The 17158-nt window shown below is 42.8% G+C and carries 17 protein-coding genes; 12 read left to right on the top strand and 5 right to left on the bottom strand.

The window, feature by feature from the left end:
• Positions 1 to 61 precede the first annotated feature (61 nt).
• Complete coding sequence (locus KKOR_RS11975; protein WP_015781397.1) at positions 62 to 1411, bottom strand: DUF4397 domain-containing protein; 1350 nt, start codon at positions 1409 to 1411, stop codon at positions 62 to 64.
• A 118-nt stretch (positions 1412 to 1529) separates the two neighbouring features.
• Here KKOR_RS11975 and KKOR_RS11970 point away from each other — a divergent pair, with 118 nt between their 5' ends.
• Together KKOR_RS11970 and KKOR_RS11965 are read left to right on the top strand one after the other, a co-directional pair.
• Positions 1530 to 2477 (top strand): YbgA family protein, encoded by a 948-nt coding sequence (locus tag KKOR_RS11970; protein ID WP_015781396.1) that lies wholly within the window; start codon positions 1530 to 1532, stop codon positions 2475 to 2477.
• Positions 2478 to 2501: 24 nt separating this feature from the next.
• Entirely contained in the window at positions 2502 to 3881 is a 1380-nt protein-coding gene (locus tag KKOR_RS11965; protein WP_015781395.1) for a cryptochrome/photolyase family protein, read from the top strand.
• 18 nt (positions 3882 to 3899) lie between these two features.
• Here KKOR_RS11965 and KKOR_RS11960 read toward each other — a convergent pair whose 3' ends face one another.
• Both KKOR_RS11960 and KKOR_RS11955 read right to left on the bottom strand, forming a co-directional pair.
• The gene (locus KKOR_RS11960) at positions 3900 to 4433 is read right to left on the bottom strand and encodes a chalcone isomerase family protein (protein WP_015781394.1); all 534 of its coding nucleotides are present in this window, start codon (positions 4431 to 4433) and stop codon (positions 3900 to 3902) included.
• 43 nt (positions 4434 to 4476) lie between these two features.
• Entirely contained in the window at positions 4477 to 4965 is a 489-nt protein-coding gene (locus KKOR_RS11955) for a nuclear transport factor 2 family protein (protein ID WP_015781393.1), read from the bottom strand.
• A gap of 224 nt (positions 4966 to 5189) precedes the next feature.
• Here KKOR_RS11955 and KKOR_RS11950 point away from each other — a divergent pair, with 224 nt between their 5' ends.
• From KKOR_RS11950 to KKOR_RS11915, 8 genes are all read left to right on the top strand, one after another.
• Positions 5190 to 6101 (top strand): acyl-CoA desaturase, encoded by a 912-nt coding sequence (locus KKOR_RS11950; protein WP_015781392.1) that lies wholly within the window; start codon positions 5190 to 5192, stop codon positions 6099 to 6101.
• Positions 6098 to 7360 carry an NAD(P)/FAD-dependent oxidoreductase gene (locus tag KKOR_RS11945; RefSeq protein ID WP_015781391.1) on the top strand — a complete coding sequence of 421 codons (1263 nt, stop codon included), beginning with the start codon at positions 6098 to 6100 and terminating at the stop codon, positions 7358 to 7360. Before KKOR_RS11950 ends, KKOR_RS11945 begins: the two co-directional genes overlap by 4 nt.
• Entirely contained in the window at positions 7353 to 8168 is an 816-nt protein-coding gene (locus tag KKOR_RS11940; RefSeq protein WP_015781390.1) for a DUF1365 domain-containing protein, read from the top strand. Before KKOR_RS11945 ends, KKOR_RS11940 begins: the two co-directional genes overlap by 8 nt.
• 13 nt (positions 8169 to 8181) lie before the next feature.
• A complete protein-coding gene (locus tag KKOR_RS11935; protein ID WP_015781389.1) occupies positions 8182 to 9498 on the top strand; it encodes an SAM-dependent methyltransferase in 1317 nt (438 codons plus the stop codon).
• Complete coding sequence (locus KKOR_RS11930; protein ID WP_015781388.1) at positions 9477 to 10043, top strand: DUF2878 domain-containing protein; 567 nt, start codon at positions 9477 to 9479, stop codon at positions 10041 to 10043. Before KKOR_RS11935 ends, KKOR_RS11930 begins: the two co-directional genes overlap by 22 nt.
• Positions 10034 to 10834, top strand: coding sequence for a DUF1295 domain-containing protein (locus KKOR_RS11925; protein WP_015781387.1), 801 nt, complete (start codon positions 10034 to 10036; stop codon positions 10832 to 10834). The genes KKOR_RS11930 and KKOR_RS11925 overlap by 10 nt, the downstream gene beginning before the upstream one ends.
• Positions 10835 to 10848: 14 nt before the next feature.
• Positions 10849 to 11883: an SAM-dependent methyltransferase gene (locus KKOR_RS11920; protein ID WP_015781386.1), complete on the top strand. Its 1035-nt coding sequence runs from the start codon at positions 10849 to 10851 to the stop codon at positions 11881 to 11883.
• A gap of 131 nt (positions 11884 to 12014) precedes the next feature.
• A complete protein-coding gene (locus KKOR_RS11915) occupies positions 12015 to 13319 on the top strand; it encodes a sensor histidine kinase (RefSeq protein ID WP_015781385.1) in 1305 nt (434 codons plus the stop codon).
• Positions 13320 to 13328: 9 nt separating this feature from the next.
• Here KKOR_RS11915 and KKOR_RS11910 read toward each other — a convergent pair whose 3' ends face one another.
• Positions 13329 to 14012, bottom strand: coding sequence for a response regulator transcription factor (locus KKOR_RS11910; protein ID WP_015781384.1), 684 nt, complete (start codon positions 14010 to 14012; stop codon positions 13329 to 13331).
• Between the two features lie 47 nt (positions 14013 to 14059).
• A complete protein-coding gene (gene yhbY / locus KKOR_RS11905) occupies positions 14060 to 14356 on the bottom strand; it encodes a ribosome assembly RNA-binding protein YhbY (RefSeq protein ID WP_041296252.1) in 297 nt (98 codons plus the stop codon).
• A gap of 93 nt (positions 14357 to 14449) precedes the next feature.
• Between yhbY and rlmE the strand changes: the two genes are divergently transcribed.
• Together rlmE and ftsH are read left to right on the top strand one after the other, a co-directional pair.
• Entirely contained in the window at positions 14450 to 15070 is a 621-nt protein-coding gene (gene rlmE, locus KKOR_RS11900; RefSeq protein WP_015781382.1) for a 23S rRNA (uridine(2552)-2'-O)-methyltransferase RlmE, read from the top strand.
• A gap of 149 nt (positions 15071 to 15219) precedes the next feature.
• Positions 15220 to 17145, top strand: coding sequence for an ATP-dependent zinc metalloprotease FtsH (ftsH, locus tag KKOR_RS11895; RefSeq protein WP_015781381.1), 1926 nt, complete (start codon positions 15220 to 15222; stop codon positions 17143 to 17145).
• Positions 17146 to 17158 lie beyond the last annotated feature (13 nt).

Raw genomic sequence — 17158 nt, 5'->3', positions numbered from 1 at the left:
CAAGAAAAAAGAAAAAGGCCTCTGATGAGGCCTTTTTTGTGTCTGACAGTTATGGAAGTGCCTAGAGCACAAAGTCATCAGCAAGAATGACATTCAGTGGGGCACCACCACCTGCATTGTCACGAGCTATAATGGTGTAGATTCCACCATTAGACAATGAGATTGCTGCTGGGCCAATAGCTGCTGTTTTACTGCCTGTGGCAGTGACTATTACATCGTAATCACCTTCAGCAACAGAAAGGTAACCGGTTTCAGCCTTAAAGGGTACATTACTCAAAGTTGGCTCAACATCATTAACGTCAGTACCCGGTGAGACTAGATAGATATCAACAGCACCTGCGGCTGGAGAGCCGTGAACAACTCTTAGTTGAGCTTCTGTCGAAATGGCTCGACGGGTGTCGGCTAATACAAGTGGTTCAATATTGGCTAAGTCATTAACGGCTAACACAGAGTAAGAAGCACCTGCCTCTAATGCTAAATCGGCATCAATCACAACCGGCGTATCAGCACCTGTTGGAACTACTTTAGCATTATAGGTGGCTTCTGGTACGGATAGGTAACCAGTAAAATCAGGGAAAGCTAAATCAGTCACTACTGGATTGGCAAAATCATCATTGACTACTACATCAACATTTGGAGCATCAGCTGAGACGTGGAAAACACGGAAATCAGCCGGTGAGTTCACGTCAAGGATCTCAGTTGCGCCCTCATCGGTAATAGCGAGCAAACTGATTGGGCTGTCGCCAGTTGTGGTGTTAGCTACGGCTGCAACATTGAGCAATACTCCGGCAGGTAAGCTGATAGTTCCGCTATCAAAAACAACAGTACTGTCACCAGTAGGAGTGACACGTATTTGATAATCACCAGCTGGAATATCAGTCGCTGACAAAGTATCTTTGAAACTTAATGTTGTGGTTGGTGCCGTGCCAGAAATGTCAGTGCCCGGAGCGGTTAAATAAATATCAACGGTTGGCGCATTCGATGCCGCATGAATGACTTGTACCGTTAATTCACCATCGGCTGGGGTAAAGTCAGCCTGGTTAATCACCAGTGGTTCAATTGAGGCTGTTTGATTGACCGCTAATACGGTGTATAACTGATCAGGTGCAAAGTTGACATCTAGTGGACCAATAACGGTTGCATCGCCGCTTGGTGTGATGCCGTCGACTTGCAAAGTATAAGTCCCTTCATCTAAGGTTAAACGTGAAGAAGCCTGTTTATAGTTAACGTCTGACAAAGTTTCTGAACCGTTAACGGAAACATTAACATTAGGTGAGTCTTGCGAGGCATGAACAACCTGAACCTTGAAGCTCTGTGGCATCATCTCTTCAATCGGATCATTGTCGTCATCATCGTTACAAGCGATCAAGGGAAGCACTAAAAAAGGTAGTAAAAAGTATTTTAACTTCATGGCAATCTCTCCTGTTAGCATCATGAAGCAAACAATTTAATTTTAAGCTTGTGAAAAATACGTGGAGAAATTTTGGCTTTTCACGAGCTCTTCACACGGAGTTAACAATAATTAAAAAATGAGCAAAATAAAGATAGCGATCAGCTCGTGCCTGCTTGGAAATAAAGTTCGATTTGATGGTGGGCATAAGCAATCCAAATACTGTTTGAATGTACTCAGCGACTGGTTTGAGTACACGCCAGTGTGTCCTGAAATGGGTATTGGGCTACCAACTCCTCGACCACCGATCCACTTAGTTCGGGTGGGTGATGATATTCGAGTTAAAAAAGTCGATGACCATAGTCTGGATGTGACCGATGAGTTACGCGACTATGCCCACAAAACGATGCCAAGAATTCAAGACGCCTGTGGCTACATTGTAATTCGTAATTCGCCAAGCTGCGGTATGGAGCGGGTTAAGGTGTATCACGAGAATGGCAACCCAGCCGGGGAATCCTACCGCGGCGTCTATATTGATGAAATTATGAAATTGCATCCAAACTTGCCGGTAGAGGAGGAAGGGCGTTTGCAGGATCCGAAATTGCGCGAGAACTTTATTACTCGTGTTTTCGCCTACAATGAATGGAAAGAGTCTGTTGTAAACGAGCCGAGCATGAAGAAATTGATTGAATTCCATAGCCGCTATAAGTACCTGGTGATGGCACATAGCTATCAGGCTTATAAAGAGCTTGGGCGACTGGTTGCTAATACAGAACAGAGAGAAATAACCGAGCTGTTACAAGAGTACGAAGACACGCTGATGCGAATATTAAAGAAGATTGCATCCAGCAAGTCACACACTAATGTGCTCTATCATATTTTGGGTTATTTAAAACGCGATCTGACTTCAGCAGCCAAGCAGGAGTTGGTGAAGGTCATTGAACAATACCGAAAGGGGCTCGTTACCTTGGTCGTTCCGGTCACCTTAATTAATCATTACCTGACTCAATTTGGATCTGACTATATTAAGCAGCAGGCTTATCTTGATCCCCATCCTTTGGAGCTGGGATTGCGAAATTATTTATGAGTACCGTTTTATGAGTAGGGTTCTATGAGGAAGAATATTAACTTAGTCTGGTTTAGAAATGATTTAAGAGTAGGCGATAACCCTGCTCTTTTTTATGCTGCCGAACAGGGTGCAGTTATTGGCATTTATCTTGAACCCGTTGAGCAACGAGAGGCACATGACGACGCTCCCTGCAAAATTGGCTTTATCTATGACAGCGTAAATGAGTTGCGCAAAAAGCTGAACAAACTGAATATACCTTTGCACAGCTTCAAGGTGAAAGACTATCAGCAGTCGGTAGAAAAAATAGTGCAATTAGTCGAGCAATATAATACTGATGGAGTTTACTTTAATAATGAATACCCATTCAATGAAAGAAATCGCGATGATGAATTGGAAAAAGTGTTGCTAGGCAAAGGAAAAGAAGTAAAGCGTTTTGATGGTGATGTCATTATTCCCCCCAATAGCGTAAGTACGGGTAAGGGTGAGCCTTACAAAGTATTTACCCCCTATAAAAAATCGTGGATTGAATTTCATAAGACGCAAGGAATATCGCCTCTCCCGATACCGAGTAAACAGGACTTTAAGATTGAGAAGCAGCATGATTATGACTTCGGCCATGATTATCGAAAGGATTTGTGGCCTGCGGGTGAACTGGCAGCACAGGATAGGCTAAAGGAGTTCTTGCCGAAAGCTGGTTATTATAAAGAGCACAGAGATATTCCAGCAGTCAAAGGAACCAGCATGTTGTCGCCCTATTTGACTGTTGGTGCTATTTCAGCAAAGCAATGTATAGAATCGTTGCTGGAGTGGTATGAAGGTGATCAGGAAGCTTTCTATCTAGATACCTGGTTATCAGAAATTATCTGGCGTGAGTTTTATCGTCAGATCATCATAGATAATCCACAAATTAGTTATCACCTGCCTTTTAAGAAAGATGCCAAAGAAGTTTGGAATGGTCAGCATGAGTTATTTGAAAAGTGGTGCCAGGCTGAAACAGGGTTTCCACTGATTGATGCAGCCATGCGCCAGCTCATACAAACAGGGTGGATGCACAACCGTTTGCGTATGAATGTGGCCATGTTTTTAAACAAGTTATGTTTAATTGACTGGCGTGAAGGGGAGGCTTTTTTCATGCGTCATTTGATTGATGGTGACTTTGCTTCAAATAATGGCGGCTGGCAATGGTGTTCATCCACAGGCGCCGATGGTGCTCCTTATTTCAGAATTATGAGCCCGATTACTCAGTCGCAACGTTTTGATCCTCAAGGGAAATTTATTAGAAAGTTAGTGCCTGAATTAGCAAGCTTAAATAATAAAGACATCCACTTTCCGACCAGCCAGCAACGTAAAGAACTGGGCTATCCAGAGCCAATCATTGATTACAAAGAAGCAAGGAAAGCTGCGCTGGCATTGTTAAGTTAGAAATTTCTTAATTTAAACTTAGTTAAGGGATTTGAGTTTATCTTGCAGCTCGCTAAAGTCATCATCCATAGACTCCGGACCAAACCATATGTTGAGGTAAGGTGTTGCGCATTTGGCCTGATTGAGTTCGGCTAATTGAGACTGATTTAGTCGCAGGTTTAAACCTTGGTCTGGTGTCACAAACAGATCATAATAATCACCGTCAGCGACATCTTTATAAATGGTATTGAAGTCTTTAAATGCAGCCAGGCAAGTTTCTTTCTCGACGTCGGTAAGATTATCTTCCAGGAAGTCATCCGCACCTTCATTGAATTGAATGCCTTCAACCTCACGTAAATAGGAAAAGCGCAAAAGTTTGGGCTGGGAATCAAATACATTCTCTGCTTGCTGACAATTGGGGTAGTAAACACCCACATCAACCACGTCAAAGAAAAGGGCCTTGGTGACTCTTTGTTGTGCACACAGCTGGTAGTCGGTCTGTTGATAGCGAACGCTTGGCTCAAGTTTAGCGCGAGCTAAGGGGGATGCAATTAACAGCGAAATGCCAACCATTAGCCACCCCAGGGTGATCAGGAGTGGCGTTAGTATTAGGCGCTTACAGGCGATTTTGGACATAATTAACAAAGAATCCGACTATTGGTAACCGTGAGTAAAAACCTTCAGCGCCATCCCAGTAGTCCTGATGAAGAATGATTTTACCCTCTTCGTTAAAACGAAGCTGGGTCATGCCAATCGATTTAGAATCGATTTTTTTGCCAGCGGCCGAGAATTTCATATGCATTACCCAACGCAGATAATAGTCTGTATCTGATTTGGCTACGTCAATGATCTCCACAGTAGTAAGTTCTGTGGCATCTGCAGTTTCAGGCATATACTTTAATAGCTCATCGATATGGCCGAAAGTCTTAAAGGTATCATTAAAGTAGAATGTTTCGGCGTAAAGTTGACGAATGATGTCTTCTTTGGTGCCTGCTTTAAAATCACCAAAAAGGGTTAAAAAAGCCTTGTCCGGCGATTCAACGGTTTCGGTTGGCGGCATCTTGCTGGCAACCTGTAAAAAATCTTCTACGCGCTGATTATTCATCTCGCTCCTCGAATGGCTACAGCCAGAAAAAAATAAGGCGATAGCAAAGTACAATAAATAACGGGAAACTTTCATATAGCACTGATAAAGTGAAACCATGTTGCTACTTTATAGTACAGCTCGTAAAGATTTTGTGAAGAAAAGAGGGTGATTAAATAAGGGTGATTCACATGGATTTCACAAGGATAGACCTAGGATAAGGCAAATTGCCAGGCAGCTTCAATATGAAAATGAAACAATGGTTTGATAACAGTCAAATCAATACCCAAACAGGTCAGCCAGAACAACTGGAAGGCATCGATTGGCCAAGAGTTATACCCTATATCGGATTGCATCTAGTATGCTTGTTTGCCTTTGTCACAGGCGTGTCCTGGGCAGCTATAATAGTCTGTATCGCAGCCTACATGATACGCATGTTCGCCATCACCGCTTTTTATCACCGTTACTTTTCCCACAAAAGCTTTAAGACGTACCGCTGGGTACAAGCTCTATTTGGATTTCTAGGTGCCTCAGCTACTCAACGAGGTCCATTGTGGTGGGCCGCGCATCATCGGCATCACCATATTCACGCAGATACTGCTGAAGACACCCACTCGCCAAGACACGGTTTCTTAAAAAGTCATATGCTGTGGTTTCTGAACAAAAAGAATTTTCCTACCCAAGAGCAACGAGTTAAAGATTTAGCTCGATACCCAGAGTTAAGGTGGCTGGATCGATTTGATATCTTTCCACCGATAATTTTTGCCAGCCTTATTTTTGGCCTGGGTATCTATCTAGAAAAGTTTCATCCTTCATTGGGAGCCGATCGTTGGCAGATTCTAATCTGGGGCTTCTTCATTTCAACCATTCTATTATCGCATGTTACTTACTGCATAAACTCTTTAGCACATCGCTGGGGCACTAAGCGTTTTGAAACCAATGATGACAGCCGTAATAACTTTTTATTGGCATTATTTACGCTAGGTGAAGGGTGGCATAACAACCATCATTTCAGCCCAGGCTCGGTTAAGCAGGGATTTTATTGGTGGGAAATTGATTTAAGTTACTATGTGCTTAAAGGTATGGAAAAAGTTGGCTTGGTCTGGGATCTGAAGTATCCCGACAAACAATTAATTAAAGCGAAGGCAAAATCATGAGAGTTGCGGTAATTGGCGGTGGAATTTCAGGTCTGGTAGCAGCCGAAAGACTGGCATCAGATATGGAGGTCACTTTATTTGAGGCTGCAACAAGACTAGGTGGCCATGCTGACACACATCAGATTGAGGTCGATGACGGAAAAGGTGGGCAAAAAACGATTGCTGTTGATACTGGATTCATTGTGTTTAATCCGGAAAACTATCCGACTTTTTATGGGCTGTTACAAAAATACCAAGTGCCGTATAAAGATAGTGATATGAGCTTTGCTGTTTCGAATAGGTTAACTGGGCTTGAGTATAACGCCGGTACCTTGAATGGATTGTTTAGTCAGAGAAGGAATATCATCAGCCCCAAATTTTATAGAATGATGCGCGATATATTTCGCTTTTACCGCGAAGCGGGTGAGTTACTTAAAGGCAATAGTAACGAGACTCTAGGGGATTATCTCAAGCGAAATGACTATAGCCAGCAATTTATTGATGAACATATTTTGCCAATGGCTTGCGCACTATGGTCTGGTGATAGTGAGCTTATTTTAGAATTCCCTGCACGGTATCTGGTGTCATTTATGAATAATCATCAAATGATGCAAGCCTTTAATCGTCCGGTCTGGAAAACCATAGAAGGCGGCTCTAAGACCTATATTAATGCGGTAGCAAAGAACGCTGGCTTTCAGGTAAAGCTGGACTGTCCTATTCATAAAGTGATCAGAAATCATGAGAAAGTATGGCTACATACTGCTGAGGGTAAACAAGAGTTTGATTATGTGATTTTTGCCTGCCATAGTGATCAGGCGCTGAACATGATTGAAGGTCCGAGCAACGAAGAAACAGACATTCTGGGATCGATTAAATATCAGGAAAATCATATTACCCTGCACTCTGACACTAATTTACTGCCTAGTAAACGTCGTGCCTGGGCTAGCTGGAATGTGATGATTGATGAAAAAACTAGCAAACAGTGTACAGTGAGTTATTGCATGAACTTATTGCAATCACTAGAAACCAATACGCCCGTTATTGTCAGCTTAAATATGGGAGAGCGGGTTAACCCTGAGTTAGTCTGGAAGCAGTTGGTTTATTATCATCCTGTTTATACACAGGCAACCATTAATGCGCAGCAAAATAAGGGATTAATTCAAGGACTCAACCGGAGTTATTTCAGCGGCGCTTATTGGGGATGGGGCTTCCATGAAGATGGTGCACGAAGCGGATTGGAGGCTGCAGAACAACTTCTGAAGGATGCAGGTTATGCTTAAACAAGGATTTTTTGTCGGTTCTATACGACATCGTCGCTATCGACCTAAGCCACATGAGTTTACCTATGACATGTATTGGAGCCTGCTGGACTTAGACAAGCTGCCCGAAACATTTAATCAAAGTAAACTATGGTCCTTGGAGACGTGGAACCTGATTTCATTTCGTCATAAAGATTTCCACCAAAATCCCTTATCATCTGAAACTCAAAACAAAACTTCAAATAAAGAAGCTATTGTTGAAACTATTCGTCAAAGGACGGGGGAAACTTTTACAGGGCAGATATTTTTATTGTCCCACCTTAGGTATCTGGGCTTTAACTTCAATTCGGTATGCTTCTACTTTTGTGTCGCTGATGGTGAATTACAGTATATCGTTTCTGAGATCACCAATACCCCATGGGGAGAGCGTCATGCCTACATTCATGTTTGTGAAGAAGGCAAGCAGGCTGACAACTTGTATAAGTTTGAGTTTGATAAGGCGTTCCATATATCTCCCTTTATTGCCATGGATATGCATTACCAATGGCTATTTAAAGTTGAGGATGATGAGCTAAGAATCCATATGGTCGTTAATCAGAAAAAAACCAATGCTAAGTTCTTTGACGCCACCTTCACAGCTGATTTCATACCATTAACCCAAAGCAGTATGCGTAGCCTTGTTTTAAAAAGACCGCTTCAGCCATTAAAGATGGTTGCGGCCATTTACTGGCAAGCATTGAAATTATGGTTAAAAAAGATTCCTTTTGTGCCCCACCCTCAACAAGACAGAGAGTCACACAAGGGTAAGCCAAAATCGGATAACAGGTAGAGGAACACAGGTCGTGAATGATTATACTGAAAAACAGGCAATAACCACTAAGCAGAAGCAGAGCGATTCTGTTGAGTTGGCACTGCCTGAAAACACAAAAGCTTCAGGCTTTGAGCGGCTGATAAGAAGTCAGGTGCTTAAAACACTTAATCGAATAAAGGGCGGCCAGATTATTATTAATGACCCTCTTGGACAGTATTTCTGTGGGTCTGCCAGCCCACAATCAGATCTATGTGTCACCTTGAATATCAAGCAACTGGATTTTTATCGACAAGTGGCCATGCATGGCAGCATTGGTGCCGCAGAATCGTATATGAAAGAACAGTGGTCTACTGATAACCTGACCGGGCTGGTACGCATATTGGTTATTAATAAGCACATCCTGGATGAAATGGAGGGTGGCCTTGCTTGGCTAAAAAACAGCATTCTAAAACTGTGGCATTTGTTCAACCGCAACAGTCTAGACGGTAGCCGCAAAAATATTTCAGCACACTATGATCTTGGTAATGACTTCTTTAAGTTGTTTCTGGACAAACACCTGATGTATTCCTCGGCAATTTTTACCGAAAAGGCGAACACCTTAGAAAAAGCTTCAGAACTAAAGCTAAAAACAATCTGTGAAAAACTGGACCTTAATGCTAATGACCAGTTAGTGGAAATCGGCACTGGTTGGGGTGGTTTCGCGATCTATGCCGCTAAGAATTATGGCTGTCATGTCACGACTACCACTATTTCTGAGCAGCAGTACCAACACGCCAAGAAAAGAGTCAAAGAAGAAGGACTGGAAAGTAAAATTACTTTGCTTAAAGAAGACTATCGTAATTTAAAAGGCCAGTTCGATAAGCTGGTATCAATTGAAATGATTGAAGCGGTAGGGCATCAATATCTGGATACTTACCTTAAGCAATGTAGTGATTTATTAAAGCCGAAAGGTATGGCACTGATTCAAGCAATCACCATTGAAGACTCTCGTTATAAACAAGCACTAAAGTCGGTGGATTTTATTAAGCGCTATATTTTTCCGGGAAGCTTTATCCCTTGCGTATCAGTTATCGTCGATACCGCAAAAAAAGCATCCGACTTGAGATTGATTAATCTGGAAGATTTTGGCGACAGTTATGCTAAAACCTTGAACGAATGGCGAAAGCGTTTCTTTAGTCATCTTGAAGAGGTTAAGGCGCAAGGCTTTAATCAGTCATTTATTCAAATGTGGGATTTCTATTTCTGCTACTGCGAGGGTGGCTTTATGGAAAAAGCGATTAGTGATGTGCATTTATTATTTGCTAAACCTGCTAACAAGAGGCCGCAATGGTTAGCCTTACAAAGCTAAACAAGGTCTTAAACTTTGTGCTGCTGCAAACGGTCTGGTTTGCACTAGTCATCGGTGTGGTTTATCAGCATATCTGGTTAGGTTTTGCTATTTTTTTAGCCTTTAGTATTTGGCAATTACAACCAATCAACCGAAAATCCAACGATGTCACCATCATGATCACATTAGCCACGCTAGGCCTTGTCTTGGACAGCCTGTGGCTTCAACTCGGTTTGATCAGTTATGAAATGCAGTGGCCATACTCATTTATGGCTCCGGTGTGGATTATTATGTTGTGGATGGCTTTTGGCTTAACCATTAATCATTCCCTGAGCTGGATATTTGACCATAAAGTTATTGCTATTTTAATGGGGGCGATAGGTGGTCCAGTGTCTTATTTAGCTGCACAGCAGTTTGGTGCGGTGACATTGAATCAACCCGTTTGGTCATTAGCGGCTCTCGCTGCCGGATGGACTCTTGTGATGGTTATGCTCATCACCGTTTTTGGTGAGTCGTCAAGCTATAAAGAAAACCTGATAGGCAAGAGAGAAGCTTCATGGAATTAGATGCGGCTATACTGATTGTCATTACCTTGTGTATTATTGGGCAGACAGTTGCCTGGTTGTGGCAAATGCATACTAAGAATACCGATATTGTGGATATTACCTGGGCATTGTTAATTGTTGTGTCTGGCTTGGTCTATGTCTGGATGGCAACAGGAAATAATTTCCATCGTTATATTGTTTTGCTGATTCCGGTTGCCTGGTATGCACGCTTGGCGTGGCATTTAATTGATCGCTATCAGGTTGGTCATGAAGATGGTCGTTATCAGCAACTGCGAACACATTGGTCTGAATATACCCAGGTAAAATTGTTTATATTCTTTATGTTCCAGGCCGTTTTAGCATTTGCCTTCAGTTACCCCGTCTATATTATTGGTTCAGCTAATCATAGTCTGGATGTGTTTGATGGATTAGGAATTACGGTAGTGGTTATTTCTTTTATCGGCGTGACTTTGTCTGACTATCAGTTGCGACAATTCAAACGTAGAAAAGATTCTCACGGAAAGGTCTGTAATATCGGCTTATGGCGATATTCGCGCCACCCTAACTATTTCTTTGAATGGACCCATTGGTTTGCTTACCCATTAATTGGCTGGCACGCTGAACAAGGATGGCTGTTATATATCTACCCGGTGTTAATGCTGCTGTTTCTTTTGAAGTTAACTGGCATACCATTTAACGAACAGCAAAATATTCGAAGTAAAGGTGATGCTTACAGGGAATATCAGAAACAGACCAATAAATTCTTTTTAGGACCTAAAAATCCAGTGCTAACAAAGCCCAGTAGCGGCTAATTGCGGAGAGCTAAATGATTGCACAAGCTATTAATCTAATTGAGAGAGGATTGCTACCTGATCGCCTGGTGCGACTAGGCATACGAAAGCTGTGCGAGCAGCGATTGGCCGAAGAGTCGGCTTATGATTGTGAGGCACAGGGTGAACGCTATCATGATTTTTTACAGGAGCTGAAATCTTCTGAGGTTGCCATCAAAACTGATAAAGCAAATGAACAGCATTACGAAGTTCCTGCACAGTTTTATCATTATGCACTGGGAAAAAATCTTAAATACAGTAGTGCCTATTGGCCCGATGGTGTCAATAACCTGGATGCAGCTGAACAGGCGATGCTGGAGCTTTATGCTGAGCGTGGTGAGTTTGTTGATGGTCAGGATATTTTAGAGTTAGGTTGTGGCTGGGGTTCTCTAACCATGTTTCTTGCAGCCAAGTATCCAAACAGTACGATTACAGGAGTCTCAAATTCTAACTCGCAACGTGAATATATTGAACAACAGGCAAAAGAGCGTGGCTTAAGCAATATCACTATCATTACTCAGGATATCAACCAGTTTGATCCTGGCCGTCAGTTTGATCGAATTATTTCAATTGAGATGTTTGAGCACGTCAGAAATTATGAGGTGCTTTTTGAACGAGTCAGTCAATGGCTTAAAGATGATGGCAAAGTATTCCTGCATGTTTTCTGTCATCGCTATTTGATGTACCCTTTTCTAGAAGAAGGGGACGATAACTGGATGGGCCGTTATTTTTTCAGTGGCGGACAAATGCCAGCTGCTGATACTTTCCTGAACTTCCAGCACTATTTGCAACTGGATAGACGCTGGCTTGTTAGTGGACAGCATTATGAAAAAACGTCTAATGCCTGGTTGGCCAATATGGACCAGAATCACAAACAAATTATGCCGTTATTTGAAACCGTGTATGGTAAAGACTTGTCTAAAGTCTGGTTTCAGCGCTGGCGTATTTTCTTTATGGCTTGTGCCGAGCTATTTGGTTATGCTGATGGAAACGAGTGGATGGTTGCGCACTACAGGTTTGTTAAAAGATAGGTGAATTGTTAAAAGATAGGTGATTTGTTAAAAGGTAAATGGCTTATTAAGAGATCACCAATTGGTTAAGCGCTAACTAGTAGCAGGTGAATATATTTATAATTTAGCTCCCCGGGTAAACGGACACCAATATGAGTCAAAAACGTCACGGCATACATTATAAAATCATCAAGGCGATGGCGATTCAGTTATTGCTGATTAGTGCTGTGACCTTATTGGGTGTCTATGGCGCGGCAAAAGTAGTTGAAAATGTTCTGATTAAACAGGCACTGGAAGGCGAAGCTGAATTTTTTTGGCAAAACTATGAACAAAATAGCGCCTTTAATTTACCCAACACTTTAAACCTCACTGGCTATATGTCATCGACCAGTGATTCTGATGATGTTCCCGATTATTTAGAAGTGCTAGAGGCAGGTTATCAAAGAGTCGATGTGGACAACAGGCAACCGCTGGTTCATATTTCAGAAAAGCACGGCCAACGTTTGTATTTGGTTTTTGAAGAAGGACAGGTTGCACGCCTGTCTTTTTACTTTGGTATCGCACCACTTGCCTTCGTTCTGTTAATTATTTATCTACCGGCATGGATTACCTACATGCTTTCCCGGCGTGCTATTTCTCCAGTAGTGAAGTTATCGCGTTTAATGGATAGCGTAGAAGTTTCTGAACGCTCCGATTTAAAGCTCGACTTTTCTGATATTGAAAAAAATGCTGATGCAGAGGTCATGACTCTGTTACAGGCATTTGATCAGTACGCCGAGCGAGTGAATGAATATGTGACTCGAGAGAAAAACTTTACCCGCTACGCCAGTCATGAACTTAGAACCCCTCTGGCGGTTCTCAAAGGCTCTATCTCATTGTTGGAAAAACAACAGCTCAACGGTTCCCAACAAAAGATTGTGTCTCGCATGAAGCCAATGGTTAAAGAAATGGAAGACTTGCTGGAAGCGTTATTTTTGCTATCCAGAAACCAGGAACCGGATATTGATGAAGAGCCGCTTAATATCAACGCTATTGTTAAGCATCAGCTGAGTGCGATCCAGCGTCTGTATCCAGATAAACAGATCAAGACCAGCCTGAATAGCAATGTTCAACTTAAGATGCGTGTTTCCGAACGTTTGTTGGTGATTTGTTTAAACAACATTATGCTTAATGCATTTAATTATACGGAGAAGGGTTCAATTCAAGTATTCATTGGCCGTAGTTTTGTCCGCGTTTCGGACACCGGTATTGGTATGGATGAGAAAAGCTTACAACGTATATTCGAGCCTTTTTATAGAGCCAATCGAGATCAGGAACAAGTCAAAGGATTTGGACTTGGAATGTCTATTGTTAAGCGCATCTGTGATCAAATGAATTGGCACATATCAATTGATAGTGAGTTGGGGAAAGGCACGCAAATTCAGCTAACGCTAAAAGAACATGCCGCAGAAGAATAGTTAGAGTTATTATTCTGGCGAAGTGATTTTAATGCCCAGACCAGGCACGGTCTGTAGCAGATGTTCTGCGAACGGCTTGTCGATCACTTTGCGTAAGTTATATAAGTGACTTCTTAGAACATCGCTGTTTGGTACCAGGTCGCCCCATAACTCTCGCTCAAGCTCTTCTCGAGTAACCACTTCCGGTGATTTTCGCATCAATAGCTTCAGGATATGCAAACCTGTCGGAGATAATTTGAGCTTTTGCCCTTGGCGCTTAACCTGCAGAGTTTTCGGATCAAGCTCCAGGTCATGGATAACCAATGGCTTTGAGTCTAGCTCGCCTTTATGACGTCGAATAATGGCATTAAGGCGAGCATCCAGCTCTTCAAAATCAAAAGGTTTAATCAGATAGTCATCGGCTCCGGCATCAAAGCCATCGAGCTTATCGCTTAATTGATCGCGCGCGGTCAGCATTAAAATAGGAATATCAGACTGGGCTTCCTGGCGAATACGCTGGCAAATGGTAAAACCATCCATACCAGGAAGCATCACATCAAGGATTAAAGCATCGTATTGATTGTTCTTAGCCAGATTAAGGCCAGAAATGCCATCCATCGCATAATCAACAATATAGCCACAGGCTTCAAGATATTCGCCAGTTGTGGCGGCTAACTCTTTGTGATCTTCGACCAGTAGAATGCTGTAAGCCATAGTAATTCCTAAAAATTAGAAGCAACTCATAAGGTAGCTGAATTTGATTATTTAGGCAAAATGATTTTAGGATTGGCTGATTTACGATAAATCGACAGGTTATGACCAATGACCTGAATTTTTGCTGCTTTGGTTTGTTGGCAAATATGGTCAATCATGGCTTGTTTATCTTCACGCTCTTCGGCTCTGACTTTAATCTTAATCAGCTCGTGGTGATTGAGCGCAATATTGATTTCTTCGAGGACGTTGTCAGTTACGCCATTAGCGCCGACCATAACGATTGGTTTCAGGCTGTGAGCCTTGCCGCGTAAGAATTTTACCTGGTTGTTACTTAATTGAGTCATTACATCTTTCTGATAGTGATTATTAGCGGTCATTTTACCTGAAAAAAGGTACAATAGAGACTTATTTGAGGAAAAAACAAGCATATTTTCTTTATGTCACGAAGCAAAAGCAGTCACCGCTGGATGAGAGAGCATTTTGACGATCCCTATGTCAAAAAGTCGCAAAAAGACGGTTATCGTTCCCGGGCGGTATACAAGCTAGAAGAGCTTGATCAAAAGTACAAGTTATTAGGCAAAGGTGTGACTGTGGTTGACTTGGGGGCTGCCCCGGGTGGTTGGTCGCAATATGTAGCCTATAAAATGGGTAGTCAGGGTAAAATTTTTGCCTTGGATATTCTGGAAATGGATCCCTTGCCAGATGTTGACTTTATTCAGGGTGATTTTCGTGAAGAAGCGGTGCTTAATCAGTTGCTGGATAAGATTGGTAAGCATAAGGCAGACCTTGTTTTATCGGACATGGCCCCCAATATGAGTGGGGTGGATGCGGTTGATCAACCGCGCGGCATGTATTTGTGTGAATTGGCGCTGGAGCTGGCTCAAACTGTGCTGGCGAAAGGTGGCAACTATGTGGTCAAGGTCTTCCAGGGTGAGGGTTTTGATGACTATATACGACAGTGCCGCGAAGTTTTTGATAAGGTTTTAATCCGTAAACCCGATGCTTCCAGAGGACGTTCACGCGAAGTTTATGTGGTAGGTATAGGATATAAGGGTTAGTTAGGTGTCAGTTGAACGATTGATAGGCTAACTGGATGGTTATGATTGTTACGTTTTGTTAAGCTTCAGGGCTTTCGTTACTGACAAAGCATGGCATAATGTGTGGTCATTATTAAAGGCAAAGCGTTGCCAAGATTGAGGTTCAGGTTTTGAACGATTTAGTAAAAAATATTTTATTTTGGGCCGTAGCTGCGGTCATCTTGTTCATAGTGATTGATGCCATCCAGGAGCGTCAACAGGACAATAGCCAAGTGACATTCTCTGAGTTTGTTAAACGCATTGAGGCAAAAGAGGTTGATGAGGTTGTAATCAATCCTAATAACGGCCTTGTTACTGGTAAAGATATCAGCAGTAATCAAGCTATTAATGCTGATATTCCAATGGGTGGCCATGAAAAACTGAATGAAATCTTATTAGCTAATGATGTCAGCTATACCGGTAAGAAGCGTGAAGGTGGCGGTATAGGCACTTTCCTGTTGAGCTTTGGTCCAATCCTGTTGTTAATCGCGGTGTGGATTTATTTCATGCGTCAAATGCAGGGCGGCGGTAAAGGTGGCGGCGCAATGTCTTTTGGTAAGAGCAAGGCACGCATGCTGAGCGAAGACCAGGTGAAAACCACATTCGCTGATGTTGCGGGCGTTGAAGAAGCCAAAGAAGAAGTAGGTGAATTAGTCGACTTTTTGCGAGACCCGCGCAAATTCCAACGCTTAGGCGGCAAGATTCCACGTGGTGTCTTGATGGTTGGCCCTCCTGGTACCGGTAAAACTTTATTAGCGCGTGCCATTGCAGGCGAAGCTAAAGTACCATTCTTTACAATTTCGGGTTCCGACTTCGTTGAAATGTTTGTGGGTGTTGGTGCCTCTCGTGTCCGTGACATGTTTGAGCAAGCTAAGAAGCATGCTCCTTGTATTATCTTCATTGATGAGATTGACGCAGTCGGTCGCCATCGTGGTGCTGGTTTAGGTGGTGGGCACGATGAGCGTGAACAGACCTTGAACCAGTTGTTGGTTGAGATGGATGGTTTCGAAGGTGGTGAAGGTGTGATTGTCATTGCTGCCACTAACCGTCCGGATGTTCTCGATCCAGCATTATTGCGTCCAGGCCGCTTTGACCGTCAAGTTGTGGTTGGCTTACCTGACATTAAAGGTCGTGAACAAATTCTTAAAGTGCATATGCGCAAAGTTCCGATTGGTGATGATGTTGAACCAGGAGTGATTGCACGTGGAACACCAGGCTTTTCGGGTGCTGATTTAGCTAACCTAGTCAATGAGGCTGCTTTGTTCGCTGCACGTGATGGCCAGCGTGTAGTAGGGATGGAGCAGTTTGAGAAAGCAAAAGATAAAATCTTGATGGGTTCTGAGCGTCGCTCAATGGTCATGACTGAAGAGGAAAAGCTGAATACCGCTTATCACGAAGCAGGGCATGCTATTGTTGGTTTGAAAGTGCCTAGCCATGACCCAGTTTACAAAGTAAGCATTATTCCGCGCGGACGTGCACTTGGTGTGACCATGTATTTGCCGGAACAGGATAAGTACTCACTATCTAAAGAAGCGCTGGAAAGCCAGTTATCTTCATTATTTGGTGGTCGAATTGCCGAGGAAATCATCAATGGTGCAGATAAGGTGACTACCGGTGCTTCGAATGATATTGAACGCGCCACAAGCCTTGCTCGCAACATGGTGACTAAGTGGGGCTTGTCAGACAAGTTAGGCCCGTTGTCCTATGCGGAAGATGAAGGCGAGGTGTTCTTAGGCCGTTCAGTGACTCAGCATAAAAATATTTCTGACGAAACTGCCCGCGCAATCGATGCCGAAATTCGTGACATCATTGATCGAAACTATAATCGTGCAAAAACTATTTTGCAGGAGCATATGGATAAGCTGCATGCGATGGCAGATGCGTTGATGAAGTACGAAACCATTGATGCAAATCAAATTAAAGAAATTATGGATGGTGATGACCCGAGCCCACCAGCTAATTGGTCTGATAAAAAAGGCCCTGGTGGTAACGGTGGTTCAGGACCTCAACCTGAAACACCAAAAGACTCACCAGTAACAGAACCTTCTGTTGATTAAGAAAAGGGCCTTT

Origin of the sequence: Kangiella koreensis DSM 16069 (genome assembly GCF_000024085.1) — a bacterium.
Taxonomy (GTDB): Bacteria; Pseudomonadota; Gammaproteobacteria; order Enterobacterales; family Kangiellaceae; genus Kangiella; species Kangiella koreensis.
This window is presented reverse-complemented; position numbering and strand designations above follow the sequence as displayed.